Below are 23,287 nucleotides of genomic sequence, written 5' to 3' on the forward strand. Positions count from 1 at the left end.
GGCGACCGACCGGTCCTGGCGACCGACCGGTTCTGGGACCTGTCCGCCCTTAGAGCGGCGCCTCCCACACCACCGTCGTGCCGCCGCCCGCCTCCCCGAGGCCCGGGCCGCACCAGCTCGCCCCGCCGAGCGACTCGGCCCGCCGGGCGAGGTTGCGCAGGCCGCTGCGCCGCCCGCCCTCGGGGATGCCCACGCCGTCGTCCGCCACCGACAGCCGGACCCCCTGGGTGCCGTCCGGAAGGGTCACGGTGGCGTCCACGACCACCTCGATCCGGGTCGCCCCCGAGTGCCGGAAGGCGTTCGACAGGGCCTCGCGCAGCGCGGCGATGAGGTTCTTGCCGGTGAGCTCGCCGACCGTGGCGTCGATCGCGCCGAGGAAACGGTGGGCGGGCTTGAAGCCCAGCGGCACGGCCGCCATGTTGATCTCCCGCAGCACCCGGGTGCGCAGCCCCGACGGCGCCTCCGCCGGACCCTGCTGGAGCGCGAAGATCGCGGTACGGATCTCCTGGATGGTCACGTCCAGCTCGTCCACCGCCTTGCCGACGCCCTCCTGCACGGCCGGCACGATCGACCTGCGCTGCGCGCTCTCCAGCATCATCCCGGTGGCGAAGAGCCGCTGGATCACCAGATCGTGCAGGTCACGGGCGATCCGGTCGCGGTCCTCGTAGACCGCGAGCCGCTCCCGGTCCCGCTGCGCCTCGGCCATCATCAGCGCCAGGGCCGCCTGCGAGGCGAACTGCGAGGCCAGGGTCCGCTCGGTCTCCGTGAACTGCCGGGCGCCCCGGGCCCGCGGGGTGGCGAGCGCGCCGAGCACCCGGCCGCCGCTCTGCAGCGGCAGCATCATCGCGGGCCCGTACTGGGCGGCGAGCTCGTCGAGCATCCGGGGGTCGGTGGAGGCGTCGGCGATGAACACCGCCTCGCCCTCCAGCAGGGTCTCCACCACCGCGCTCTCGGGCGGGATCACCACCCCGAGCGACTTCGAGGGGCGCGGCGAGGAGACCGCGACGATCTCCAGACCGCCATCCTCGGCGGGCAGCAGCACGATCCCCGCGGCCGAGTCGGCGAGCCTGCGGGCCTGCTCGGCGACCACGCTCAGCGCGTCGTCGGCGTCGCCGCCGGAGAGCAGCGCCGTGGTGACGGCGACCGAACCGTCGATCCAGCGCTCGCGCTGCCGGGCCGCCTCGTACAGGCGCGCGTTGCCGATGGCGATCCCCGCCTCGGTGGCGAGCACCCGGACCATGTGGACGTCGTAGTCGTTGAACTCGCCGCCGCCGTTCTTCTCGGCGAGGTAGAGATTGCCGAAGATCTCGCCCTGGACCCGGATCGGGACGCCGAGGAAGGTCTTCATCGGGGGGTGTCCGGGCGGGAACCCGGCCGCGCGCGGGTCGGTCGACAGATCGGCGAGCCGGATCGTCTGCGGGTCCTGGATGAGCGCGCCGAGCAGCCCGGCGTGCCCGTCGGGCCGGCGCCCGATCCGGCGGGCCACGTCGCTGCCGACGCCGTAGGTGATGAAGTCGGACAGCCCTTCGCCCTCGTCGTCGACGACGCCGATCGCGGCGTAGCGGGCGTCGGCGAGCTCGGCGGCGGTCTCGCAGATCCGGTCGAGCGTGGAGTGCAGTTCGAGGCCGGTGCCGACCGAGCGCATGGCCTCCAGGAGCTGGGGCACGCGGGCGGTCAGCTCCGTGGAGAGGCCGTGCAGGCTGCGCGTGGCCTGTGTCGCGGCGTCGAGCGGGTCCGGGGCGTCGGGCACGGCGGCGGTCATGGCATGAGCCTAGTTAGTCCTATTTGACAAGAAAAGTCGGGGTGTGACCGGAGGCGGCCATCGCGGCGTGGCCGGAGCCCAGCAGCAGATCGCTCTCCCGTTCCTGCTCCAGCATCCGCCGCAGCGGCCCGTCGGCCGCCGCCAGCTCCTCGTACGTCCCGCGCTGGACGGTCCGGCCCCGGTCCAGGACCAGGATCTCGTCGACGGCGTCGAGACCGTGCAGCCGGTGGGTGATCAGCACCGTCGTGCGGCCCTCGGTGGCCCGCAGCAGGTCGTCCGTGAGCGCGTCGGCGGTGGCCAGGTCCAGGTGCTCGGCGGGCTCGTCGAGCACCAGGACGGGGAAGTCGGCGAGGAGCGCGCGGGCCAGCGCGAGCCGCTGCCGCTGCCCGCCCGAGAGCCGCGAGCCGTGCTCGCCCACCAGAGTGTCGAGCCCGACCGGCAGCCCGTCCACCCACTCCAGGAGCCGGGCCCGGCCGAGCGCGGCGCGCAGCTCGGCGTCGGAAGCGCCGGTCCTGGCCAGCCGCAGGTTCTCCCGGATGCTGCTGTCGAAGAGGTGGGCGTCCTGCGCGCACAGCCCGACGAAGCCCCGGACCGCGTCGCCGTCCAGCTCCGCCGCCTCGGTGCCGCCGAGCCGGTACGTGCCCGATTCGGCGTCCAGGAAGCGCAGCAGCACCTGGGCGAGCGTGGTCTTGCCGGAGCCGGAGGAGCCGACGACGGCGACCCGCCGCCCGGCCCGCAGGGTGAGCCCGAAGCCGTCCAGCGCGGGCCGCCCCTGCCCGGCGTGCCGGGCGGTGAGCCCGGCGAGCTCCAGCGGGAACGGCGTGGCCGGCGGCGCCGCGGGCCGCTCCGGCTCGTGTACGGGCACGGGGGCGTCGAGCACGTCGAGCACCCGCTCGGCGCTGCGGCGCACCCGCTGGCGGTACTGGACGGCCAGCGGCAGCCCGTTGACCGCTTCGAAGGCGGCGAGCGGGGTGAGCACCAGGACCGCGAGCGCGATCCCGTCGAGGCGCCCGTCCCGGACCGCCTGGACGCCCACGAGGGCGGCTCCGGCGACGGTGAGGCCGCAGATCAGGGCCGAGAGCCCGGCGCTCAGCGCGGTGGCGGCGGACTGCCGGGAGGCGATGCCGGTGAGCGTCCGGTCGGCCGCCGAGGCCCGCTCCACACGGCCCTTGAGGGCGCCGGAGACGGTCAGCTCGGCGCAGCCGCGCAGCAGGTCCACGACGGCGGTGGTGAGCGTCCCGCGCGCGGGCGCGAGCCGGGATTCGGCGCGGCGGGCGAGCGCGCCGCCGATCAGCGGGACACCCACGCCGGCGAGCAGCAGGCCCACGGCGAGCACGGCACCGCCCTCGGGCAGCAGCCAGGCGGTGAAGCCGACCGAACCGGCGCCGACGACCACGGCCGCGCCCGCGGGCAGCAGCCAGCGCAGCCAGTAGTCCTGGAGGGCTTCGACGTCCTGGACCAGCCGGGCGAGCAGGTCGCCTCGGCGGGTACGGCGCAGCCCGGCGGGGGCGATGCGCTCCAGCCGCCGGTAGACGGAGACCCGCAGGTCCGCGAGCATCCGCAGCACGGCGTCGTGCGAGACGAGCCGCTCGGCGTAGCGGAAGACCGCCCGGCCGATGCCGAAGGCGCGGGTCCCGGTGACGGCGACCATCAGATAGAGCACGGGGGGCTGTTCGGAGGCCCGGGAGATGAGCCAGCCGGAGACGGCCATGAGCCCGACGGCGGAGCCCAGCGCGAGGCTGCCGAGCAGCAGCGCGAGCGCCATCCGGCCCTTGAGCTCCCCGGCCATGTCCCGCACCCGGCGCAGCACCGGGCGGGCGGAGGAGGCGGAGCGGTCGGCGGCGGCCGGCTCCGGGTCACCGAGCTCCGCGGCGGTCGCGCCCGTGCCCGACGGCAGCGGCTCGCCCAGCCCGTCGGTGAGCCGGGCGGCGGTGACGGGGGAGTCGGGGGCGGTGCCGTCCCCGGCACCCTCGGCGGCCATGGCGCCCTCGACGTGCACCACCCGGTCCGCGACCGCGAGCAGCGCCGGGCGGTGCACGACGAGCAGCACGGTGCGGCCCTCGGCGAGCCGGCGGACGGCGTCCACGACGGCCGCCTCGGTCTCGCCGTCCAGCGCCGCCGTGGGCTCGTCGAGGAGCAGCACCGGCCGGTCGGCGAGGAAGGCGCGGGCGAGCGCGAGACGCTGGCGCTGTCCGGCGGAGAGTCCGGCGCCGTCCTCGCCCAGCGCGGTCCCGGCGCCCTCGGGCAGCTCGGCGACGAACTCCTCGGCGCCCGCGTCCCGCAGGGCCCGGTGGACCTGTGCGTCGGTGGCCTCCGGCCGGGCCAGCCGGACGTTCTCGGCGATCGTCCCGGCGAAGAGGTAGGGGCGCTGCGGCACCCAGGCGATCCGGGACCGCCACTCCTCCAGGTCCAGCGAGTCCAGTTCGGCCCCGCCGATCCGGACCGAGCCGCCGGGCTCCGGCCGCGCGAAGCCGAGCACCACGTCGAGCAGGGTCGACTTCCCGGCGCCGCTCGGGCCCACCAGGGCCACGGTCTCGCCGGGCTCCACGGTCAGCGTGGCCGCGTCGAGCGAGGGCTCCGCGCGCCCCGGGTGGCGGACCGTCACCCGGTCGAGCTCCAGCCGTACGGAGGCGGGCACCGGCCCCGTACCGCCGTCCGGCACCGGGCTCTCCAGGACCTCGAAGATCTCCTCGGCGGCGGCGAGGCCCTCGGCGGCGGCGTGGTACTGCGCTCCCACCTGGCGCAGCGGCAGATACGCCTCGGGCGCCAGGACCAGGATGACCAGGCCGGTGTAGAGGTCGAAGCCGCCGTGGACCAGGCGCATGCCGATGGTGACGGCGACCAGGGCGACCGAGAGGGTCGCGAGCAGTTCGAGGGCGAAGGAGGAGATGAAGGCGATGCGCAGGGTCCGCATGGTCGCCCGCCGGTAGTCGGCGGTGATCGAGCGGATGTTCTCGGCCTGGGCCTTGGCCCGGCCGAAGACCTTGAGCGTGGGGAGCCCGGCGACGACGTCGAGGAAGTGTCCCGAGAGCCGGGAGAGCAGCTTCCACTGACGGTCCATCCGGGCCTGGGTGTACCAGCCGATCAGGATCATGAAGATCGGGATGAGCGGCAGCGTCCCCACGATGATCGCCGCCGAGACCCAGTCCTCGGTGACGATGCGGGCGAGCACCGCCACCGGGACGACCACCGCGAGCCCCAGCTGCGGCAGATAGCGGGCGAAGTAGTCGTCGAGCGCGTCCACGCCTCGCGTGGCGAGCGCGGCCAGCGAACCCGCCTTCTGCCCGCTCAGCCACCCCGGCCCGAGCGCGGCCGCCCGCTGGAGCAGCCGGCCGCGCAGTTCGGACTTGACCGCCGCGCTCGCCCGGTGGGCGGCGAGCTCGGTCAGCCAGGCGACGAGCGCCCGCCCCGCCGCCACCGCGGCGAGCAGCAACAGGGGCGTGGTGAGCCCGGAAACCGACAGACCCTTCTGGAAGGCCCCCACCACGACCTCGGCGATGAGCATCGCCTGGGCGATGACCAGTCCCGCCCCGACGAGGCCGAGCGCGACCACCGCCGCGAGGAAGACCCGGGTGGCGCGGGCGTACTGGAGCAGCCGCGGATCGATCGGTTTCACGTGAAACATGCTCCCCTGAAGAGGCCGGTGCGGGGTCCGGCTCGGGCCTGTCGGTGCCTAGTGGGCCTGGGCGATGTTCTGCGTGCCGATCCGCTTCCGGAACACCCAGTAGGTCCAGCCCTGGTAGAGCAGCACCACGGGGGTCGCGATGGCGGCGCACCAGGTCATGATCTTGAGCGTGTACGGGCTCGACGACGCATTGGTCACCGTGAGGCTCCACGCCGGGTCCAGCGAGGACGGCATCACGTTCGGGAAGAGGGTCAGGAAGAGCATCGCCACCGCGGCGGCGATCGTGACGCCCGAGAGCGCGAACGACCAGCCCTCACGCCCGATCGCGATCGCCCCGATCGCCCCGACCAGGCACACCACCGCGATCACCATGGCGAGCAGGCTCCAGCCGTCGCCCTTGTCCACCTGGGTCCAGATGAGGAAGGCCAGCGCGAGCACCGCCGTGACCAGCCCCAGCTTGAGCGCGAGCGCCCGGGCCCGGGTGCGGATGTCACCGAGCGTCTTGAGCGCGGCGAACACGGCACCGTGGAAGGTGAACAGGGTGAGCGTGACCAGCCCGCCGAGCAGGGCGTACGGGTTGAGCAGGTCCCAGAAGTTGCCGACGTACTCCATCTCGCGGTCGATCTTCACGCCGCGCACGATGTTGCCGAAGGCCACGCCCCACAGGAACGCGGGGATGAGGGAGGTCCAGAAGATGGCCTGCTCCCAGTTGCGCTGCCAGTTCTCCTCGGGCCGCTTCGCCCGGTACTCGAAGGCGACACCGCGCACGATCAGGCAGAGCAGGATGATCAGCAGCGGCAGGTAGAAGCCGGAGAACAGCGTCGCGTACCACTCGGGGAAGGCGGCGAAGGTCGCGCCGCCCGCCGTGAGCAGCCACACCTCGTTGCCGTCCCAGACCGGCCCGATGGTGTTGATGAGGACCCGCTTCTCGGTGCGGTCCCTCGCCAGGAGCTTGGTCAGGACACCGATCCCGAAGTCGAAGCCCTCCAGGAAGAAGTAGCCGATCCAGAGGACGGCGATGAGTACGAACCAGACGTCGTGGAGTTCCATGCCTCGATCTCCTGAGCCTCAGTACGAGAAGGCCATGGGCCGGTCGGGGTCGCGGTCCCCGCCGATCTTGGTGGGCGGGTTGAGGTCGTCCTCGGTGAGCTCGGGCGGGCCGGCCTTGATGTACTTGGCCAGCAGCTTCACCTCGATCACGGCGAGGATGGCGTACAGGAGGGTGAAGAGGATCATCGAGGTCAGCACCTCGCCCTGGGAGACCCCGGGGGAGACCGCGTCACGGGTGCGCAGCACGCCGTAGACGACCCACGGCTGGCGGCCCATCTCGGTGAAGATCCAGCCCCAGGAGTTGGCGATCAGCGGGAAGCCCAGGGTCCACAGCGCCAGCAGCCAGTACCACTTGGTGAACTTCGGGTTCAGCGCCTTGTTCTTGAAGAGCACGAGATGCGGCACCTCGTCCTCACCGGTCCTCAGTCCGGGCGCGAGCAGGAACTTCTTCCTGGTCAGCCAGAGCCCGAGCAGGCCGATCGCGAACGAGGACATGCCGAAGCCGATCATCCAGCGGAAGCCCCAGTAGGCCACCGGGATGTTGGGCCGGTAGTCGCCGGGCCCGTACTTCTCCTGCTCGGCCTTGTTGACGTCGTTGATGCCGGGGACGTACGAGTCGAAGTCGTCGTTGGCGAGGAAGGACAGTATCCCGGGGATCTCGACGGCCACGGTGTTGTGGCCCTTGTCGACGTCCCCGTAGGCGAAGATCGAGAAGGGTGCCCCCTCCTCGCCGTCCCACAGCGCCTCGGCGGCGGCCATCTTCATCGGCTGCTGCTTGAACATGACCTTGCCGAGGAGGTCGCCGCTGAGCGCGGTGAGCAGACCGGCGATGACCACGGTCACCAGGCCGAGCCGCAGCGAGGTGCGCATCACGGGGATGTGCCGCTTGCGGGCCAGGTGGTAGGCGGCGATGCCGACCATGAAGGCGCCACCGGTGAGGAAGGCCGCCGTCATGGTGTGGAAGACCTGGGTGAGGGTGGTGTTCTGGCTGAGCACCGCCCAGAAGTCGGTGAGCTCGGCCCGGCCCCGCTCGGCGTTGATGCGGTAGCCGACCGGGTGCTGCATCCAGGAGTTGGCCGCGAGGATGAAGTACGCGGACAGGATCGTGCCGATCGACACCATCCAGATGCAGGCGAGGTGGATCTTCTTGGGGAGCTTGTCCCAGCCGAAGATCCACAGGCCGATGAACGTGGACTCGAAGAAGAACGCGATCAGCGCCTCGAAGGCGAGGGGTGCGCCGAAGATGTCGCCGACGAAGCGGGAGTAGTCCGACCAGTTCATACCGAACTGGAACTCCTGCACGATGCCGGTGACGACACCCATCGCGATGTTGATCAGGAAGAGCTTGCCCCAGAACTTCGTCGCCTTGAGGTACTTCTCCTTCTCGGTGCGCACCCAGGCGGTCTGGAGACCGGCGGTGAGGGCGGCGAGGGAGATCGTCAGCGGGACGAAGAGAAAGTGATAGACGGTGGTGATGCCGAACTGCCAACGCGCCAGAGTCTCTGGCGCCAAAGCTAGGTCCACGTCGTCTTCTCCTTACATCGCCGTGGTCACTACGGCAGTTTGCCCCTTTAATCCCACCAATTACGGGATGAACAGGGACACGCTTGTGAACGCGTTCACATTCACAAGCATTATGGCTCATACGAAATCCGTACTTTCGACCGGGGTACCCCTACCCGGGGTCACCCCGGAGGGCACCCTTCCCAAGCCATTCAACATATTGTTGAATCCGGCCCATGACCCTTCGGATACGCCTCTCATGGCCCGCCGGCCACACCACCGCCACCATCGAGGAAACCCCCACGAGCAAGGCGCTCGCGGGGGCTCTCCCGATCTCCTCCACCGCCCGGACCTGGGGCGAGGAGGTCTACTTCGACACTCCGGTCTCCGTGCCCGTCGAGTCCGACGCGCGACAGGTGGTCCCGCCCGGCACGGTGGCCTTCTGGACCGAGGGCGACGCGCTCGCCCTGCCCTACGGCCCGACCCCCATCTCCCTGGACGACCAGCCGCGGCTGGCCAGCCCGTGCAACGTCCTGGGCGCGCTGGACGGGGACCCCCGGATCCTGGCCACCGTCCGGGACGGCGACCCGATCCGGGTCGAACTCATCGGCTAGGCACCGGCGCCCCGGGCCGCCGGACGGCGCTACAGCCGCCCGCGGAAACCCTCCGCCGTCTTCAGGAACAGGTCGTTCGCCTCGGTCTCGCCGATCGTGACGCGCACGCCCTCCCCCGCGAACGGACGCACCACCACGCCGTGCCGCTCGCACTCCGCCGCGAAGTCCACGGTCCGCTCGCCGAGCCGCAGCCAGACGAAGTTCGCCTGGGTGTCCGGCACGGTCCAGCCCTGGGCCACGAGCCCCGCGTGGACCCGCTCGCGCTCGGCCACCAGCGAGCCGACCCGCCCGAGCAGCTCGTCCTCCGCCCGCAGCGAGGCCACCGCCGCGTCCTGCGCGAGCTGGCTCACCCCGAACGGCACCGCCGTCTTGCGCAGCGCCGCGGCCACCGGCTCATGGGCGATGGCGAAGCCGACCCGCAGCCCGGCCAGGCCGTACGCCTTCGAGAAGGTGCGGAGCACCGCCACGTTCGGCCGGTCGCGGTAGAGCTCCACGCCGTCCGGGACCTCCACGTCGCGGACGAACTCCTTGTACGCCTCGTCGAGCACCACGAGGACGTCGGAGGGCACCCGGTCCAGGAAGCGCTCCAGCTCGGCGCGGCGGACCGCGGTGCCCGTGGGGTTGTTGGGGTTGCAGACGAAGATCAGCCGGGTCCGCTCGGTGATCGCCTCCGCCATCGCGTCGAGGTCGTGCACGTCCCCGTCGGTCAGCGGCACCCGGACCGAGGTCGCGCCGCTGATCTGCGTGATGATCGGGTACGCCTCGAAGGAGCGCCAGGCGTACATGACCTCGTCGCCGGGGCCCGCCGTCGACTGGATCAGCGACTGGGCGACGCCGACCGAGCCCGTGCCCGTGGCGATGTGCGAGACCGGGACGCCGAAGCGGTCCGCCAGCTCGTTCGCCAGCTCCGTGCAGGCCATGTCCGGGTAGCGGTTGAAGCTCGCGGCCGCGGCCACCGCGCTCTCCATGACCCCGGGCAGCGGCGGATAGGGGTTCTCGTTCGAGGAGAGCTTGAAGGCGACCGGGCCGCCCGCGGCGGCCGGCTTGCCCGGCTTGTAGGTGGGGATGCCGTCCAGCTCGGCGCGCAGCTTGGGGCTGCCGGTGCTCGTCCCGCTGGTCTCGCTCACAGTGTGGCCTCCTCGACCGTCCGTACCGCCAATACTCCTCACCTTATGAGGATTCGGCCCCCCTGCGAATGGCCTGTGGACAACGGAGCGACAACGGGGGGAGCGCGCCCAGGGGTGGCGCGCGCCGGTGGCGAGCGCCGTGGCGCGCATCCCCCGTAGAGGTGAGTTGAGACCTCTTCGAGACCTCGCACCCTCGCCAGGCGCATGGGGGCAGAGGCCGATAGGTCACATGCCCTTTGCCCTAACACCCTTTATTTTCCAGGTCGTTAGGACCAAATGATCATGCAGAAACGTGCCTGTCCATGGGTGCATATGCGACCGGCCCAACCCACCCCCCTCGCCCTACTATCGGCTCGCCATGACAGCAGCAGGGAAGCACCAGGTGAGCCGGGCACAGACCCGGGGAAGCCGGCAGGGCCGAGCGGGCATCCGGGACGTGGCCGCCGCCGCCGGGGTCTCCATCACGACTGTCTCCGACGCGCTCAACGGCAAGGGCCGGCTCCCGGACGCCACCCGCCGCCACGTCCGCGAGGTCGCAGACCGGCTGGGCTATCGCCCGTCCGCAGCGGCCCGCACGCTCCGTACCGGCAAGTCGGGACTCATCGGCCTGACCGTGACCACGTACGGGGATGAACCTTTCACCTTCACCGAATTCGCGTACTTCGCGGAGATGGCCAGAGCCGCCACCTCGGCCGCGCTAGCCCGGGGCTACGCCCTGGTCATCCTCCCCGCCACCTCCCGTCACGACGTCTGGTCGAACGTCGCCCTCGACGGGACCGTCGTCATCGACCCCTCCGACCACGACCCCGTCGTCACCGAACTCGTCCGCCAAGGGCTCCCCGTCGTCTCCGACGGACGCCCGGCCGGCACCCTGCCGGTCACCGCCTGGGTCGACAACGACCACGAGGCGGCCGTCCTCGACCTGCTCGACCACCTCGCCGCCGCCGGCGCCCGCAGGATCGGCCTGCTCACCGGCACCACCACCGACACGTACACCCGCCTGTCCACCACCGCGTACCTCAACTGGTGCGAGCGGGTCGGCCAGGACCCCGTCTACGAGGCCTATCCGGCGCACGATCCGTGCGCGGGCGCCGTCGCGGCCGACCGGCTGCTCGCCCGCCCGGACCGCCCCGACGCCGTGTACGGCCTGTTCGACCCCAACGGCACCGACCTGCTGGCCGCCGCCCGCCGGTACGGCCTGCGGGTGCCGGAGGACCTGCTGCTGGTCTGCTGCAGCGAGTCGACCGTCTACGCCAACACCGAGCCGCCCATCACGACGCTCTCGCTCAAGCCGCGCCGGATCGGCACCGCCGTCGTCCAGCTCCTCATCGACGCCATCGAGGGGATCGACACCGACGGACCGGTCGAGCAGGTGATACCGACGGAGCTGATCGTCCGCACCTCCTCGCAGCGGCGCTCGCCGCGGACGACGGTCAGCCCGCCGAGGTCTCCCTCGAAGGACTGACACACCCCAGGGGCCGCCCGGCGGCCTCATCGGGGTCTCTTCAGAGCCGCTTCGGGACGAAACCCCGGAGCGGCCCGGCCCGATCCCTGGCCTAGACCTTCCCAATTCGGGCGAAACAACCGGTGAACCCGGAGTGGACCCGGATTCACCACCCCTGGTGCGTCACACAGGAGGACGCTCATTCCTATGATGGGCGGACGACACCGCGGACCACCCCGACCAGGCCGGTCCGCGATGTGCAGGGCATCGCGACGGTGGTGGAGGGGTCGATGACGCAGGGGGCCGGGCAGGAACCCGTGGTGCGCACGGCGACGTTGCGTGACTTCCGTGTACCTCCGTACGCTCGGGTGCCCGTCCAGGGCCACGCACCCGAGCCCTTCACCGCCGACGCCACCCTCCCCCTCCGAGCCGCGCACAGCGAGGCGTACGAGACGCGTGAGGCGTACGAGGCGTACGGCGAGCCGGGCTCGACCATCGTCGAGGTCGCCACCGGCCACCCCGGCAACGCGTACCCCGACGACGAGCCGCCCGAGGGCTACACGCCCACCGAGCGCGACCTCCCGGTCATCAACCGGGGCGACACCGTCCAGGTGCCCGTCGCCCCGGTGCCGCAGCCCTCGGCCGGCGGCGGCGAGGGCCCCGGACCGCTCTTCGTCGTCGGCGACGTCCACGGCTATCTCGACGAGCTCCTCGCGGCGCTCCGCGCCCAGGGCCTCATCGACGAGAACGGTGTCTGGGCCGCGGGCAACGCGCGCCTGTGGTTCCTCGGCGACTTCACCGACCGGGGCCCCGACGGCATCGGGGTCATCGACCTCGTGATGCGCCTCTCCGCCGAGGCCGCCGCCGCTGGCGGCTACTGCAAGGCCCTCATGGGCAACCACGAGCTGCTGCTCATCGGCGCCAAGCGCTTCGGCGACACCCCCGTGAGCTCGGGCGCCGGCACCGCCACCTTCCAGGCCGCCTGGCTGCTCAACGGCGGCCAGAAGCACGACATGGACCGGCTCCAGGACGTCCACCTCCAGTGGATGTCCCGGCTCGACGCCGTGGTGGCGGAGGACGGCCACCTGCTGCTGCACTCGGACACCACCGCGTATCTGGAGTACGGCAGCACGATCGAGGACGTGAACGACACCGTCCACGAGATCCTCAACCGGAACGACGCGGACGAGGTCTGGGACCTCTTCCGGAAGTTCACCAAGCGCTTCGCCTTCCGTGACGAGGCCGCCGGCCCGATGGCCGTCCAGGAGCTGCTCGGCACCTACGGCGGCGGCCGGATCGTGCACGGCCACAGCCCGATCCCGTACCTCCTCGGCCAGGTCGGCACGGAGGACGGCGAGGAGGGCGAGCGCCCGCCCGTGGAGGGGCCGCACGTCTACGCGGACGGTCTCGCGATCGCGATGGACGGCGGAGTGACCATGGCCGGAAAACTGCTGGTCGTCCAACTCCCGCTGCCCGCCTGACGCATTAACCCTCCGCATCCGGGGAAGTCGATTTCCCGAAACACCCTGTCACCGCGTGCCGTAAGCGCAATACCATCGGCTCATCCGTAGCAGGCTCTCCTCCGTTTCCGCCCAACCGGTCGCTTCACCAGGGCCGTTACGGCCCTACGGAGCATCGGGGGATGCACATGAACGTGGCTCCGCACCTGCTGACCGAGGACCGCGCCGAGTTCGAGCGCCTCCTCGACGAGGCACTGCGCACCGCGCACGACCAGCCGGAAACCGCCCCGCGGGAGGACCGGTTCACCACCGCGCAGCTGCGCGAGATGGCGCTGAACGCGACAGCGCTGATCACCGCCGCGGCCGCGGTCGAGTACGACCATTTCGTCAAGGTCCGCGAACAGCTCAGAGCGGCCAGGGCCGCCGGCGTCAGCGGTACGGGCGAGGCGCTGGGCGAGGAGGGCGGCGCGGGCGTCGTCGCGATCGTCACCGTCCTGCTGCCGATCCTCGCCGGCACCGCGGGCGTGCTCCTGCTGCTGGTCGGCGCGGTCCTGAAGATGCTCGACCCGCCGCCCGCCTTCGCCGACACCCTGTTGACCGCGGGCCTGATGTTCGGCGCCGTCGCCGCGGCCGGACTGCTCTGCGCCGCGGCCGGACTGCTCGTGACCGCCCTGCGCAACGGTGCCACGGAGGTCCCGGCCGAGAGCGAGGACACCGGACTCGCCCACGCGAGACATGCCTGGGGCCGCGCCCTGACGGACCGGGGCATCCTGCCCTTCCTCGACGAGGCCCGCGAGGCGTACACACCGCGCGAGCCCTCCGGGCCCCGCCCGCCGACGGGCCGCATCCCCAAGGTCGGCTACACCGGCCCCGACTTCACCAGCCCCTCCGAAGGCACCCCGGCCCCCCGCCCGAGCTTCTCCAGCCCCGACTTCACCAGCCCGGACTTCGGCGGACCGGAGCACCTCCCGGAGTAGGCCGGGTGCGGGGGCGGCCCCGGCCCGCACCCGCCCCCGTACTCGTACGCGCCCGCCCGCCGAACCGGGCGGCGCCCGCCTACCGGCCGCCCGTCTCCGCAAGGGGCAGGTAGACCCGGTTGCCGGCCGCCGCGAACTCGGCCGACTTCTCGGCCATGCCCGCCTCGATCTCGTCCGCCTTCAGGTCGCCGCCGTGCTCGCGGCGGATGTCCTGGGAGATCTTCATCGAGCAGAACTTCGGCCCGCACATCGAGCAGAAGTGGGCCGTCTTCGCGGGCTCCGCCGGCAGCGTCTCGTCGTGGAACTCACGGGCCGTGACCGGGTCCATCGCCAGGTTGAACTGGTCCTCCCAGCGGAACTCGAAGCGCGCGTCGGACAGGGCGTCGTCCCACTCCTGCGCGCCCGGGTGCCCCTTGGCCAGGTCCGCCGCGTGGGCCGCGATCTTGTAGGTGATCACGCCCGTCTTCACGTCGTCCTTGTTGGGCAGGCCCAGGTGCTCCTTGGGCGTCACGTAGCAGAGCATCGCGGTGCCCCACCAGGCGATCATCGCGGCGCCGATGCCCGAGGTGATGTGGTCGTACGCCGGGGCGACGTCCGTGGTCAGCGGGCCGAGCGTGTAGAACGGCGCCTCCTCGCAGATCTCCTGCTGGAGGTCGATGTTCTCCTTGATCTTGTGCATCGGGACGTGGCCCGGGCCCTCGATCATGGTCTGCACGTGGTGCCGCTTGGCGATGGTGTTGAGCTCGCCCAGCGTCTTCAGCTCCGCGAACTGCGCCGCGTCGTTGGCGTCCGCGATGGAGCCGGGCCGCAGGCCGTCGCCGAGGGAGTAGGTGACGTCGTAGGCCGCGAGGATCTCGCAGAGCTCCTCGAAGTTCGTGTAGAGGAAGTTCTCCTTGTGGTGCGCGAGGCACCAGGCGGCCATGATCGAGCCGCCGCGCGAGACGATGCCGGTCTTGCGGCGGGCGGTCAGCGGCACGTACGGCAGCAGCACGCCGGCGTGCACCGTCATGTAGTCGACGCCCTGTTCGGCCTGCTCGATGACCGTGTCCTTGTAGATCTCCCAGGTCAGGTCCTCGGCCTTGCCGTCCACCTTCTCCAGGGCCTGGTAGAGCGGCACGGTGCCGATCGGCACGGGGGAGTTGCGCAGCACCCACTCGCGGGTGGTGTGGATGTTGCGGCCGGTGGAGAGGTCCATGACCGTGTCGGCGCCCCACTTGGTCGCCCAGGTCATCTTCTCCACCTCCTCCTCGATGGAGGAGGTGACGGCGGAGTTGCCGATGTTGGCGTTGACCTTCACCAGGAACCGCTTGCCGATGATCATCGGCTCGATCTCCGGGTGGTTGACGTTCGCCGGCAGCACCGCGCGGCCCGCCGCGATCTCCTCGCGGACGACCTCGGGGGAGACGTTCTCGCGGATCGCGACGTACTCCATCTCCGGGGTGACCTCGCCCCGGCGGGCGTACGCGAGCTGCGTCACCGCCTGGCCGGAGCGGCCCCGGCGGGGCAGCCTCGGCCGGCCCGGGAAGACCGCGTCGAGGTTCTTGAGCCCGCCGCCGCGCGGCGAGGTGTGCTTGATGCCGTCGTCCTCGGGGCGGACCGGGCGGCCCGCGTACTCCTCGGTGTCGCCGCGCGCGATGATCCAGTTCTCGCGCAGCGGCGCCAGTCCGCGGCGGACGTCGGTCTCGACGGTCGGGTCGGTGTACGGGCCGGACGTGTCGTAGAGCGTCACGTCCTTGCCGTTGGTGAGGTGCACCTGGCGGACCGGCACCCGGAGGTCGGGGCGGGAGCCCTCGACGTATCCCTTGTGCCAGCCCGGCGTGCGCTCCTGCGGGCCGTTCTGGTCGGAGGCAGGCGTGCGTGCATCCTGAATGGTCATCAGACCGAATCTCCCTACGCCGGCATTACCCGGTAACAGGTTCGGCGGTCGGCGCAGCCTCTTCCCGTCCGTGCGTCCAGTACGCGCGTACGGTGATCAGCGCCCTCTCAGCCCGGTGCTCCGAGCTCCCGCGTGTGCAAAGGTGCCACCACGCTAGCGCCCTCCCTGGCGTGCTGAACAGTGGGTCTCCGCGCGTTCTTGCGATGATCGGGCGGTGACTTCCACCCAGCAGAGCCCCGATGCGCACGGCCCGGGCGGGCACGACGGCCACGACGGACACGGCGGTGACCCCGGCGGCCATGGCGGCGGGCACGGCGGCGGGCACGGCTCCGGCGGCGGCCACGGGCACGCGCACAGCCACAGCCACGGCCCCGCCGCACCCGTCTCGCGTCATCTGCGCAAGGTCATCGCCGCCGTCCTGATCCCCTTCGGCGCCGCCGTCCTGATCGGCCTCGCCGTGCTCTGGCCCGGCGGCGCCCCGGCGCACGAGCGCACCGGGGTCGGCTTCGACCGGCAGACCGAGCAGGGCAAGGTCGTCTCCGTCGAGCGGGTCGACTGCAAGGACGTGAACGTCGCCCAGGTCCCGCCGACCGGCGACACCTCGACGCCCGAGGGCCGCGAGGCGGTCGCCTCCCAGCAGGGCCGGTGCGAGAAGGCGACGGTCGAGGTCACCTCGGGTCCGGAGAAGGGCAGGACCTTCACCGAGGTCGTGCAGCCGGACGCGCCCCGGCAGCTCCACGAGGGGCAGGGCGTGGTCGTCGCGTACGCCCCCGACGCGCCGCGCGACCTGCAGTACTCGGTCACGGACGTCAACCGGAAGGTGCCGCTGGCCGTGCTGGCCGCCATCTTCGCGCTGGTGGTCGTGGCGGTCGGCCGGATGCGCGGTGTGATGGCGCTGATCGCCCTGATCGTGAGCTTCCTGGTGCTGACCCTGTTCATCCTCCCGGCGATCCTCCAGGGGTCGAACCCGCTGGTGGTCGCCATCGTGGGAGCGAGCGCGATCATGCTCATCGCGCTCTACATGTGCCACGGGCTCTCGGCCAGGACCTCGGTGGCGGTGCTCGGCACCCTGGTCTCGCTGCTGCTGATCGGGCTGTTCGGCTCGCTCTTCATCGGCTGGGCCTCGCTCAGCGGGAACACCGACGACAACACCGGCCTCATCCACGGCCTGTACCCGGACATCGACCTGTCGGGCCTGCTGCTCGCGAGCGTCATCATCGGTTCGCTCGGCGTGCTCGACGACGTGACGGTCACCCAGACCTCGGCGGTCTGGGAGCTGCACGCGGCGGATCCGAGGATGGGTCCGCGGGCGCTGTACCGGGCCGGCATCCGGATCGGCCGCGACCACATCGCGTCGGTCGTGAACACCCTGGTCCTCGCCTACGCCGGCGCCGCGCTGCCGCTGCTGCTGCTGTTCTCGATCGCCCAGAGCAGCGTGGGGACGGTGGCCAACAGCGAGCTGGTCGCGGAGGAGATCGTCCGGACGCTGATCGGCTCGATCGGCCTTGTCCTGTCGGTGCCGGTCACCACCGCCCTGGCGGCGCTGGTGGTCTCCGCCGACCGCCCCGGGGCCGTAGGGCAGCGTCCGGTCCGGGGTGGACGCCGCCGTCGGGCCAAGTGACCCCGCGGGCCGGGGCGTACGGGGGCCGGGCAGGGCCCCGCGGGACGCCTCAGCCGGCGTTCTCCTCCGCGAGGATCCGTCCGAGCGCCGCCTCCAGGTTGTCCTCGAAGTCGCCGAGGGTGCGCTCCTGACCGAGCGGGACCAGCTTGTCCGTACGGTCGAGGAAGGCGACGAGCGGTGGCGCGCTCGCGCGGAACAGGGCCCGGTCGCTGCCGACCTGGAGCCGGATCATCACGTCGGAGAGCCCGTCCGGGTCGGTCGGGGCGATGTGCACGTCCCCGTCCCCACTGGGTCGGTTGATCCCGTCGAGCAGCAGTTCCCGGCCGAACGCCCAGGTCACCGGCGCGTCTCCGGGAAGGTGGAAGGTCATCCGCACCGCATAGGGGTCGCGGGCCTCGTATCGCAGTTCCACCGGGATTCTGAAGGAGAGCTCCTCGGAGACGAGGAAGCTCATCAGGACCTCGGCCTGAACCGTCTCTCGCATCATGTACCCCGCAGTAGACGAAGCAGTTGTGTGAACACGCTGCTGAAAGCTGTGGTCGAAACGGCCAGGAATGATCCCCCATGGCCCTCTTGACGCAATCGTGCTGCACGCGCTAGCAGATCACAAGGAGTGATTTTTCAGATACTGATAGAGAAGGCGAGCGAACTGAAGAGCCTTCCGATCTCGTTCTGTAGCTGGCCGATCGCAGGCAGCAACCGTTCTTCCTGGTGAAGAGGCACGGAAATGGCCATCGCGGCCGCTGTCGACCCCGCTGTGATGGGGATGGCGGCACAGACAGTGCCGAGCGCATATTCCTGACGCTCTACCAGGGGTTCCATACGCCCTATACCGCCCAAACGGTCCAAAAGGGCATGGCGATTACGCACCGTATACGGCGTGATGGCTTCCACCGGGTGGCGGTCGAGGTGGTCTTGACGACTCTTCAGATCGAGTTGACTCAGCAGGCACTGCCCGATGGCGTGCGCGTGGCCGGTCTCCCGGAAGTCGGCCCACTCCTCGACGGCGGGGGCGGAGGGGGTGTCGGCGACCGAGACCAGCTCGATCTCGCCTTCGCGGTAGATCGCGAAGTACACCGGGACGCCGATGGCGTCACGCCAGTGCGCGAGAGAGTCCTCGACCTTGGTGCGACGATTCTGCAGAACTCCGCCGCCGACCAGCCGGCCGGCGGCGTCGCCGAAGACGAACACACCCTTCTCGCGGCGCAGATAGCCTTCGTGCGTCAGGGTGCGGAGCAGGTGGTACGCGGTGGGCAGCGGGAGCCCGGCCTCCCGGGCGAGCTGCTTGGCGGGCGCCCCGTCCGCGTGGGAGCCCACGGCCTCCAGAAGTCTCAGCGCCCGCTGTACCGATCCGATCAGGGTAGGAGCAGCGGTCTGCGAAGCCGTGGCCAAAGGTAACCCCCAGGCGAGTGACGGACGCGTCGCGTCCGCCCGCGGGGGCCGCCCCCGCGCGCCCACCGCGACCTGGGACCGTCGGGTCTACGCCTGTTGCTCCTGGGGCGGCAGAGGTTTCCACTCTAATGGCAGGCCCCTGGGGCCCGGCCGGTTTCAACCGGTGCGTTCCCTCGGCCGGGCTAACGCCCGGCCCTTGGCCCGTCCCCATGGATCCTGCCTGCTACCAGTCCTCGCGGGAGCCGGAGGACGAGGTGAACTTCCGTACGACGAAGATCAGGCCACCGACGAGCGCCACGAAGAGCAGCACCTTGAAGAGCAGTCCGACCACGAAGGTCAGGACGCTCGTGATCAGTCCGCCGAAGACGACGAGGGCGAGCACGGGTATGGCGACCCACTTCACCCACCACGGCATCCCCGCGAGAATCTCCTTCACCGCCATGGCGCTTACCTCATCTCCCGAAAGGTCCGGTCCCGCGAGATCCGTCCGGATCCCGGGGCTGTCGGCCCTGTACCGCCGACACCCTCGATGCTAGGCGCGCCACCCAAGCGAACGGGGGCCTCACGGCCCCCGCTCTTCCCTGATCCGACCCCTAGGGGTGTGGGCCCGCGAGCCCGCGTGACCCCAGGGTCATCCCTCCGGCGGGGAGAACACCACCATGACCCGCAGGTCCTCGGTGATGTGGTGGAAGCGGTGCGGCACACCGGCCGGCACATAGACCACGCTGCCCCGCGCGACCGGGGTCGTCTCCTCCCCGACCGTGATCGCGGCCCGGCCGCTCACCACGAAGTACACCTCGTCCTGGCCGTGCGGCTGCTGCGGGTCGGGCTGCCCCGCGTCCAGCGCGTACAGCCCGACCGACATGTTCCGCTCCCGCAGGAACTGGAGGTACGCGCCGTCGTTGGCGGCGCGCTCCGCCTCCAGCTCGTCCAGTCGGAATGCCTTCATGGTTCCTTCGCCCCTGCCTTGGCTCGATCCTGTCTGCCACGATCTGACACATGAAGAATTTCGTAGTCAAGACGCTCGCGAACGCGGGGGCCCTGGCGGTGGCCATCTGGGTGCTCGACGACATCACCCTGACCGGCACCAGCACCGCCGAGAAGACGTGGACGCTGATCCTGGTCGCCCTGCTCTTCGGACTGGTCAACTTCCTGGTGAAGCCGCTCGTGAAGCTGCTCACCCTCCCGCTCTTCATCCTGACGCTCGGTCTGATCACCCTGGTCGTCAACGCCCTGATGCTGCTGCTCACGTCCTGGCTGTCCGACCAGGTCGGCCTCGACTTCCAGGTGCACGGCTTCTGGACCGCGGTCGTCGGCGGCCTGATCATCTCCGTCGTCTCCTGGGCGCTGAACGTCGTCCTCCCCGACGGCGACTGAGGCCCGGCCGTGACGTACCGCGTCTGCTTCGTCTGCACCGGCAACATCTGCCGCTCGCCGATGGCCGAGCACGTCTTCCGCGCGCGCGTGGCCGAGGCCGGTCTGGCCGGCGCGGTCGTCGTGGACAGCGCCGGCACCGGCGGCTGGCACGAGGGCGACCCCGCCGACCCGCGCACCGTGTCCGTCCTGGAGGAGCACGGCTACGGCTCCGGGCACGCGGCCCGGCAGTTCCGGACCTCCTGGTTCCCGGAGCTGGACCTGGTGATCGCCCTCGACGAGGGGCACCTGCGCGACCTGCGGCGGCTGGCCCCCACGCCCGAGGACGCGGCGAAGGTACGCCTGCTGCGCTCCTACGACCCCGCGGCGGGCTCCCGGCTCGACGTGCCGGACCCGTACTACGGGGGCCGGGAGGGCTTCGAGGAGTGCCTGGAGATGGTGGAGTCCGCGAGCGGGGGACTCCTCGCCGCGGTGCGCGACGAGGTGGGAGAGCGAACCCGATGAGCACCACGCACGACGGCCCGTACGGGGACGGGACGCGGGCCGTACGGGCCGGGCTGCCCGAGCCCGTGAAGTACGAGCCGACGCTCCCCGGACCGGTCTTCGCCGCCCACTTCCACCTGCCGGGCGAGCCCACCGGCCCCTACACCTACGGCCGCGACGAGAACCCCACCTGGACCCACCTGGAACGCGCCATCGGCGAGCTGGAGGCCCCGGGGGAGACCGGGGTCGAGACCCTGGTCTTCGCCTCCGGGATGGCCGCGATCTCCGCCGTCGTCCTCTCGCAGCTGCGCTCCGGCGACGCCGTCGTCTTCCCCGACGACGCCTACCAGGCGCTGCCCCTGCTGCACGAGCAGTTGCGGGCGTACGGGATCGAGGTCCGCACCGCGCCCACCCGCGGCGACGCCCAGCTCGGCGCGCTGGCCGGGGCGAAGCTGCTGTGGCTGGAGACCCCGTCCAACCCCGGGCTCGACGTCTGCGACGTGCGCCGCCTGGTGCGGGCCGCCCACGAGGCGGGGGCCCTGGTCGCGGTCGACAACACCCTGGCCACCCCGCTCGGCCAGCGGCCCCTGGAGCTCGGCGCGGACTTCTCCGTCGCCAGCGACACGAAGGGCATGACCGGGCACGGCGACATCCTGCTCGGCCACGTGAGCTGCCGGGATCCGCTCCGCGCCGCCGAGGTGCGGCGCTGGCGGAAGATCGTCGGGGCCGTCCCCGGCCCGATGGAGGCCTGGCTCGCCCACCGCTCGCTGGCCACCCTCCAGCTGCGGCTCGACCGGCAGTGCGGCACCGCGCTCGCCCTCGCCGAGGCCCTCACCGCCCGCCCGGACGTCACCGGGCTGCGCTACCCGGGGCTCCCCGGCGACCCCTCGCACGAGGTGGCCGCCCGGCAGATGCGGCGCTTCGGCTCCGTCGTCTCCTTCGTCCTGCCGGACCGCGCCTGGGCGGACCGCTTCCTCGACGCGCTGCGGCTCGTGGACGACGCCACCAGCTTCGGCGGCGTCCGGTCCACCGCGGAGCGGCGCGGACGCTGGGGTGGGGACGCCGTGCCCGAGGGCTTCGTCCGCTTCTCGGTCGGCGCGGAGGACCCGGAGGACCTGCTCGACGACGTCCGCCGCGCGCTCGACAGCGCCGCCGAGGCGGCCTGACGGGGGGGGAGTGCTCGGCGCGGGGAGGAGAGCGGCCTGGCGAGGAGAGCGGCCTGGGGAGGAGGGCGGTCTGGGGAGGAGGGCGGCCTGGCAAGGAGAGCGGCGCGGCGAAGAAGGCGGCCCGGCGAAAGGGCGTTCCGAGCCTCCCCCCTCGTGGCTCGGAACGCCCCTCTCCCCCCTCGCCTCCCCCGGCGGCGATCTCGCCTCCGGGAGGTGGAAGACCGCGTGAACCAGGCTAGTTGACTGTGCGTCAGTGTCCAATCACGCTAGCGACAGGGGCCTATCGACTTATTTATAGTTGGACGGTCCCAAGGCGCCCCAGCAGACCGCCTGAGTCGAACGGCCCCCGCGGGCCGGGAGGGGGCGGGGATGGACCTGGCCCTGCTGCGCACGTTCGTCACGGTGCACCGGGCCGGCTCGTTCACCCGCGCCGCCGCTCTCCTCGGACTCTCCCAGCCCGCCGTCACCAGCCAGATCCGCACCCTGGAACGGCAGCTCGGCCGCCCGCTCTTCCTCCGTCAGGCACGCGGGGTCACCCCCACCACCATCGGCGACGAGCTCGCCCAGCGGGCCGCCCCACACCTGGACGCGCTCGTCGAGATCGCCGAGACGGGCCTGGGGGAGCAGAGCGGGCTGCGCACCCTGCACCTGGCCGGGCCGCCCGAGTTCACCTCGGCCCGGGTGCTGCCCGCCCTGACCCCGCTGATCGCCCAGGGCCTCACGCTGCGCGCCTCGTTCCCCGGTGACGCGGAGGAGACGTTCGACGCGCTCGCCGCCGGCCACCACGACCTGGCCGTCGCCGCCGCCCGGCCCCGGGGCGGGCTGTTCGCCGCCACCCCGCTCTGCGACGAGGAGCACGTCCTGGTCGCCGCCCCGCGCTGGGCCGCCCGGCTGCCGCCCGGGACGCTGCTGCGCCGGGGCGCGGTCGTGCTGGAGCAGCTTCCCGTGGTCGAGGTGCACGAGTCGCTGCCCTTCGTCTCGCGCTACTGGGCCGCGGTCTTCGAGTCCAAACCGGCCGCCGCCGCGACCGTGATCGCCCCGGACCTGCGGGCCGTCCTGGAGACCACCGCCGCCGGGGCGGGGCTCGCCGTGCTGCCCCGCTATCTGTGCGAGGAGGCCTTGGGCGGCGGGCGGCTCGTGGCGCTCCTGGACCCGCCGGTGCCTCCGCTGCGCACCTACTTCCTGGTCGTCCGCACCGGCACGCTCGCGCTGCCGCATCTGGCGCGGGCCCACGAGTGGCTGCTGCGGGCCGCTGAGGACTGGTGAGTTTCAGGACACCCGGGACGGGCCATTTTCTTCCCATGACCGAACGACCTGTGGTCAAGCGCACCGCACGCGCCATCCTGCTCGACGGGGACGACCTGATCCTCATCAAACGCACCAAACCGGGCGTGGATCCGTACTGGGTGACACCCGGCGGCGGGGTCGAGCCCTCGGACCCGACCGTCGTCCAGGCCCTGCACCGGGAGGTGCACGAGGAGCTCGGCGCCAAGATCACCGATGTGGTGCCCTGTTTCGTGGACACCGTCGAGCACATCGTCGACGGCGGGGTCTCCGGCGTGAAGGTGCAGCACTTCTTCGTCTGCCGGCTGGAGTCCATGGACACCTCGCAGCGGCACGGCCCCGAGATCGAGGAGCCGCTGGGCGAGTACGAGATCGTCCGGGTGCCCTTCAACCGGGTCGGCATCGCCGCGGTGCACCTGGTGCCGCTCTCCCTGCGCCACTACCTGGACGGCAACATCGAGGGCGTCCGCGCGATGCACGCACCGGACCTGGGTTAGGGCCCGCCCCTCGGGCCGGGCCGGACGCCCCG

The 23,287-nt window shown here is 71.7% G+C and carries 20 protein-coding genes; 10 read left to right on the forward strand and 10 right to left on the reverse strand.

What is annotated here, in order from left to right; translation table 11 throughout:
• Window positions 1-49 precede the first annotated feature (49 nt).
• The 4 genes from ACZ6J5_RS25035 to ACZ6J5_RS25050 are packed head-to-tail and all read right to left on the reverse strand — an operon-like array spanning window position 50 to window position 7,961.
• Entirely contained in the window at window positions 50-1,762 is a 1,713-nt protein-coding gene (locus ACZ6J5_RS25035; RefSeq protein WP_469395033.1) for a sensor histidine kinase, read from the reverse strand.
• Between the two features lie 19 nt (window positions 1,763-1,781).
• Window positions 1,782-5,378, reverse strand: coding sequence for a thiol reductant ABC exporter subunit CydD (gene cydD / locus ACZ6J5_RS25040; RefSeq protein ID WP_469395035.1), 3,597 nt, complete (start codon window positions 5,376-5,378; stop codon window positions 1,782-1,784).
• Window positions 5,379-5,435: 57 nt separating this feature from the next.
• Window positions 5,436-6,437, reverse strand: coding sequence for a cytochrome d ubiquinol oxidase subunit II (gene cydB, locus ACZ6J5_RS25045; protein WP_469395038.1), 1,002 nt, complete (start codon window positions 6,435-6,437; stop codon window positions 5,436-5,438).
• A gap of 18 nt (window positions 6,438-6,455) precedes the next feature.
• Complete coding sequence (locus ACZ6J5_RS25050) at window positions 6,456-7,961, reverse strand: cytochrome ubiquinol oxidase subunit I (RefSeq protein WP_469395039.1); 1,506 nt, start codon at window positions 7,959-7,961, stop codon at window positions 6,456-6,458.
• Window positions 7,962-8,176: 215 nt separating this feature from the next.
• Here ACZ6J5_RS25050 and ACZ6J5_RS25055 point away from each other — a divergent pair, with 215 nt between their 5' ends.
• The gene (locus tag ACZ6J5_RS25055) at window positions 8,177-8,554 is read left to right on the forward strand and encodes a cyclophilin-like fold protein (protein WP_469395041.1); all 378 of its coding nucleotides are present in this window, start codon (window positions 8,177-8,179) and stop codon (window positions 8,552-8,554) included.
• Between the two features lie 29 nt (window positions 8,555-8,583).
• Here ACZ6J5_RS25055 and hisC read toward each other — a convergent pair whose 3' ends face one another.
• Window positions 8,584-9,681 (reverse strand): histidinol-phosphate transaminase, encoded by a 1,098-nt coding sequence (gene hisC / locus ACZ6J5_RS25060; protein ID WP_469395043.1) that lies wholly within the window; start codon window positions 9,679-9,681, stop codon window positions 8,584-8,586.
• Window positions 9,682-10,039: 358 nt separating this feature from the next.
• On the opposite strand from hisC, the gene ACZ6J5_RS25065 reads away from it, so the two are divergent.
• The 3 genes from ACZ6J5_RS25065 (at window position 10,040) to ACZ6J5_RS25075 (ending at window position 13,562) form a co-directional block, all read left to right on the forward strand.
• Window positions 10,040-11,146: a LacI family DNA-binding transcriptional regulator gene (locus ACZ6J5_RS25065; protein ID WP_469395045.1), complete on the forward strand. Its 1,107-nt coding sequence runs from the start codon at window positions 10,040-10,042 to the stop codon at window positions 11,144-11,146.
• A gap of 254 nt (window positions 11,147-11,400) precedes the next feature.
• The gene (locus ACZ6J5_RS25070) at window positions 11,401-12,606 is read left to right on the forward strand and encodes a metallophosphoesterase (protein WP_469395232.1); all 1,206 of its coding nucleotides are present in this window, start codon (window positions 11,401-11,403) and stop codon (window positions 12,604-12,606) included.
• Between the two features lie 161 nt (window positions 12,607-12,767).
• Window positions 12,768-13,562, forward strand: coding sequence for a hypothetical protein (locus ACZ6J5_RS25075; RefSeq protein WP_469395047.1), 795 nt, complete (start codon window positions 12,768-12,770; stop codon window positions 13,560-13,562).
• Window positions 13,563-13,641: 79 nt separating this feature from the next.
• Here the strand turns inward: ACZ6J5_RS25075 and thiC are convergent, their stop codons facing one another.
• A complete protein-coding gene (thiC, locus tag ACZ6J5_RS25080) occupies window positions 13,642-15,438 on the reverse strand; it encodes a phosphomethylpyrimidine synthase ThiC (RefSeq protein WP_469395049.1) in 1,797 nt (598 codons plus the stop codon).
• Between the two features lie 214 nt (window positions 15,439-15,652).
• On the opposite strand from thiC, the gene ACZ6J5_RS25085 reads away from it, so the two are divergent.
• Window positions 15,653-17,059 (forward strand): YibE/F family protein, encoded by a 1,407-nt coding sequence (locus ACZ6J5_RS25085; protein ID WP_469395051.1) that lies wholly within the window; start codon window positions 15,653-15,655, stop codon window positions 17,057-17,059.
• A gap of 49 nt (window positions 17,060-17,108) precedes the next feature.
• Here the strand turns inward: ACZ6J5_RS25085 and ACZ6J5_RS25090 are convergent, their stop codons facing one another.
• From ACZ6J5_RS25090 to ACZ6J5_RS25105, 4 genes are all read right to left on the reverse strand, one after another.
• The gene (locus ACZ6J5_RS25090) at window positions 17,109-17,543 is read right to left on the reverse strand and encodes an SsgA family sporulation/cell division regulator (RefSeq protein WP_469395234.1); all 435 of its coding nucleotides are present in this window, start codon (window positions 17,541-17,543) and stop codon (window positions 17,109-17,111) included.
• A 137-nt stretch (window positions 17,544-17,680) separates the two neighbouring features.
• Entirely contained in the window at window positions 17,681-18,451 is a 771-nt protein-coding gene (locus tag ACZ6J5_RS25095) for an IclR family transcriptional regulator (protein WP_469395053.1), read from the reverse strand.
• Window positions 18,452-18,674: 223 nt separating this feature from the next.
• Window positions 18,675-18,893 carry a DUF5326 family protein gene (locus ACZ6J5_RS25100; RefSeq protein ID WP_205628193.1) on the reverse strand — a complete coding sequence of 73 codons (219 nt, stop codon included), beginning with the start codon at window positions 18,891-18,893 and terminating at the stop codon, window positions 18,675-18,677.
• 189 nt (window positions 18,894-19,082) lie between these two features.
• Window positions 19,083-19,400, reverse strand: a complete 318-nt coding sequence (locus ACZ6J5_RS25105) for a cupin domain-containing protein (protein ID WP_469395055.1) — start codon at window positions 19,398-19,400, stop codon at window positions 19,083-19,085.
• Window positions 19,401-19,450: 50 nt separating this feature from the next.
• Between ACZ6J5_RS25105 and ACZ6J5_RS25110 the strand changes: the two genes are divergently transcribed.
• The 5 genes from ACZ6J5_RS25110 to ACZ6J5_RS25130 all read left to right on the forward strand — a co-directional run bounded on the left by ACZ6J5_RS25110 (window position 19,451) and on the right by ACZ6J5_RS25130 (window position 23,255).
• The gene (locus ACZ6J5_RS25110) at window positions 19,451-19,828 is read left to right on the forward strand and encodes a phage holin family protein (RefSeq protein WP_469395057.1); all 378 of its coding nucleotides are present in this window, start codon (window positions 19,451-19,453) and stop codon (window positions 19,826-19,828) included.
• Window positions 19,829-19,837: 9 nt separating this feature from the next.
• Window positions 19,838-20,329: a low molecular weight protein-tyrosine-phosphatase gene (locus ACZ6J5_RS25115; RefSeq protein ID WP_469395059.1), complete on the forward strand. Its 492-nt coding sequence runs from the start codon at window positions 19,838-19,840 to the stop codon at window positions 20,327-20,329.
• The gene (locus tag ACZ6J5_RS25120; RefSeq protein ID WP_469395061.1) at window positions 20,326-21,474 is read left to right on the forward strand and encodes a cystathionine gamma-lyase; all 1,149 of its coding nucleotides are present in this window, start codon (window positions 20,326-20,328) and stop codon (window positions 21,472-21,474) included. The genes ACZ6J5_RS25115 and ACZ6J5_RS25120 overlap by 4 nt, the downstream gene beginning before the upstream one ends.
• Window positions 21,475-21,843: 369 nt before the next feature.
• A complete protein-coding gene (locus ACZ6J5_RS25125) occupies window positions 21,844-22,740 on the forward strand; it encodes a LysR family transcriptional regulator (protein WP_469395063.1) in 897 nt (298 codons plus the stop codon).
• 35 nt (window positions 22,741-22,775) lie between these two features.
• On the forward strand, window positions 22,776-23,255 hold the full coding sequence (locus ACZ6J5_RS25130) for an NUDIX domain-containing protein (protein ID WP_469395064.1): 480 nt from the start codon (window positions 22,776-22,778) through the stop codon (window positions 23,253-23,255).
• Window positions 23,256-23,287: the final 32 nt, after the last annotated feature.

The organism is Streptomyces sp. NPDC042100, from assembly GCF_055582325.1.

Coding starts and splice junctions, on each gene's coding strand:
- ACZ6J5_RS25035 (WP_469395033.1), bottom strand. CDS start 1,762: ATGACCGCCGCCGTGCCCGACGCCCCGGACCCGCTCGACGCCGCGACA.
- ACZ6J5_RS25110 (WP_469395057.1), top strand. CDS start 19,451: ATGAAGAATTTCGTAGTCAAGACGCTCGCGAACGCGGGGGCCCTGGCG.
- cydB (WP_469395038.1), bottom strand. CDS start 6,437: ATGGAACTCCACGACGTCTGGTTCGTACTCATCGCCGTCCTCTGGATC.
- ACZ6J5_RS25065 (WP_469395045.1), top strand. CDS start 10,040: ATGACAGCAGCAGGGAAGCACCAGGTGAGCCGGGCACAGACCCGGGGA.
- ACZ6J5_RS25120 (WP_469395061.1), top strand. CDS start 20,326: ATGAGCACCACGCACGACGGCCCGTACGGGGACGGGACGCGGGCCGTA.
- ACZ6J5_RS25125 (WP_469395063.1), top strand. CDS start 21,844: ATGGACCTGGCCCTGCTGCGCACGTTCGTCACGGTGCACCGGGCCGGC.
- thiC (WP_469395049.1), bottom strand. CDS start 15,438: ATGACCATTCAGGATGCACGCACGCCTGCCTCCGACCAGAACGGCCCG.
- ACZ6J5_RS25090 (WP_469395234.1), bottom strand. CDS start 17,543: ATGCGAGAGACGGTTCAGGCCGAGGTCCTGATGAGCTTCCTCGTCTCC.
- ACZ6J5_RS25075 (WP_469395047.1), top strand. CDS start 12,768: ATGCACATGAACGTGGCTCCGCACCTGCTGACCGAGGACCGCGCCGAG.
- ACZ6J5_RS25100 (WP_205628193.1), bottom strand. CDS start 18,893: ATGGCGGTGAAGGAGATTCTCGCGGGGATGCCGTGGTGGGTGAAGTGG.
- ACZ6J5_RS25105 (WP_469395055.1), bottom strand. CDS start 19,400: ATGAAGGCATTCCGACTGGACGAGCTGGAGGCGGAGCGCGCCGCCAAC.
- ACZ6J5_RS25130 (WP_469395064.1), top strand. CDS start 22,776: ATGACCGAACGACCTGTGGTCAAGCGCACCGCACGCGCCATCCTGCTC.
- ACZ6J5_RS25055 (WP_469395041.1), top strand. CDS start 8,177: ATGACCCTTCGGATACGCCTCTCATGGCCCGCCGGCCACACCACCGCC.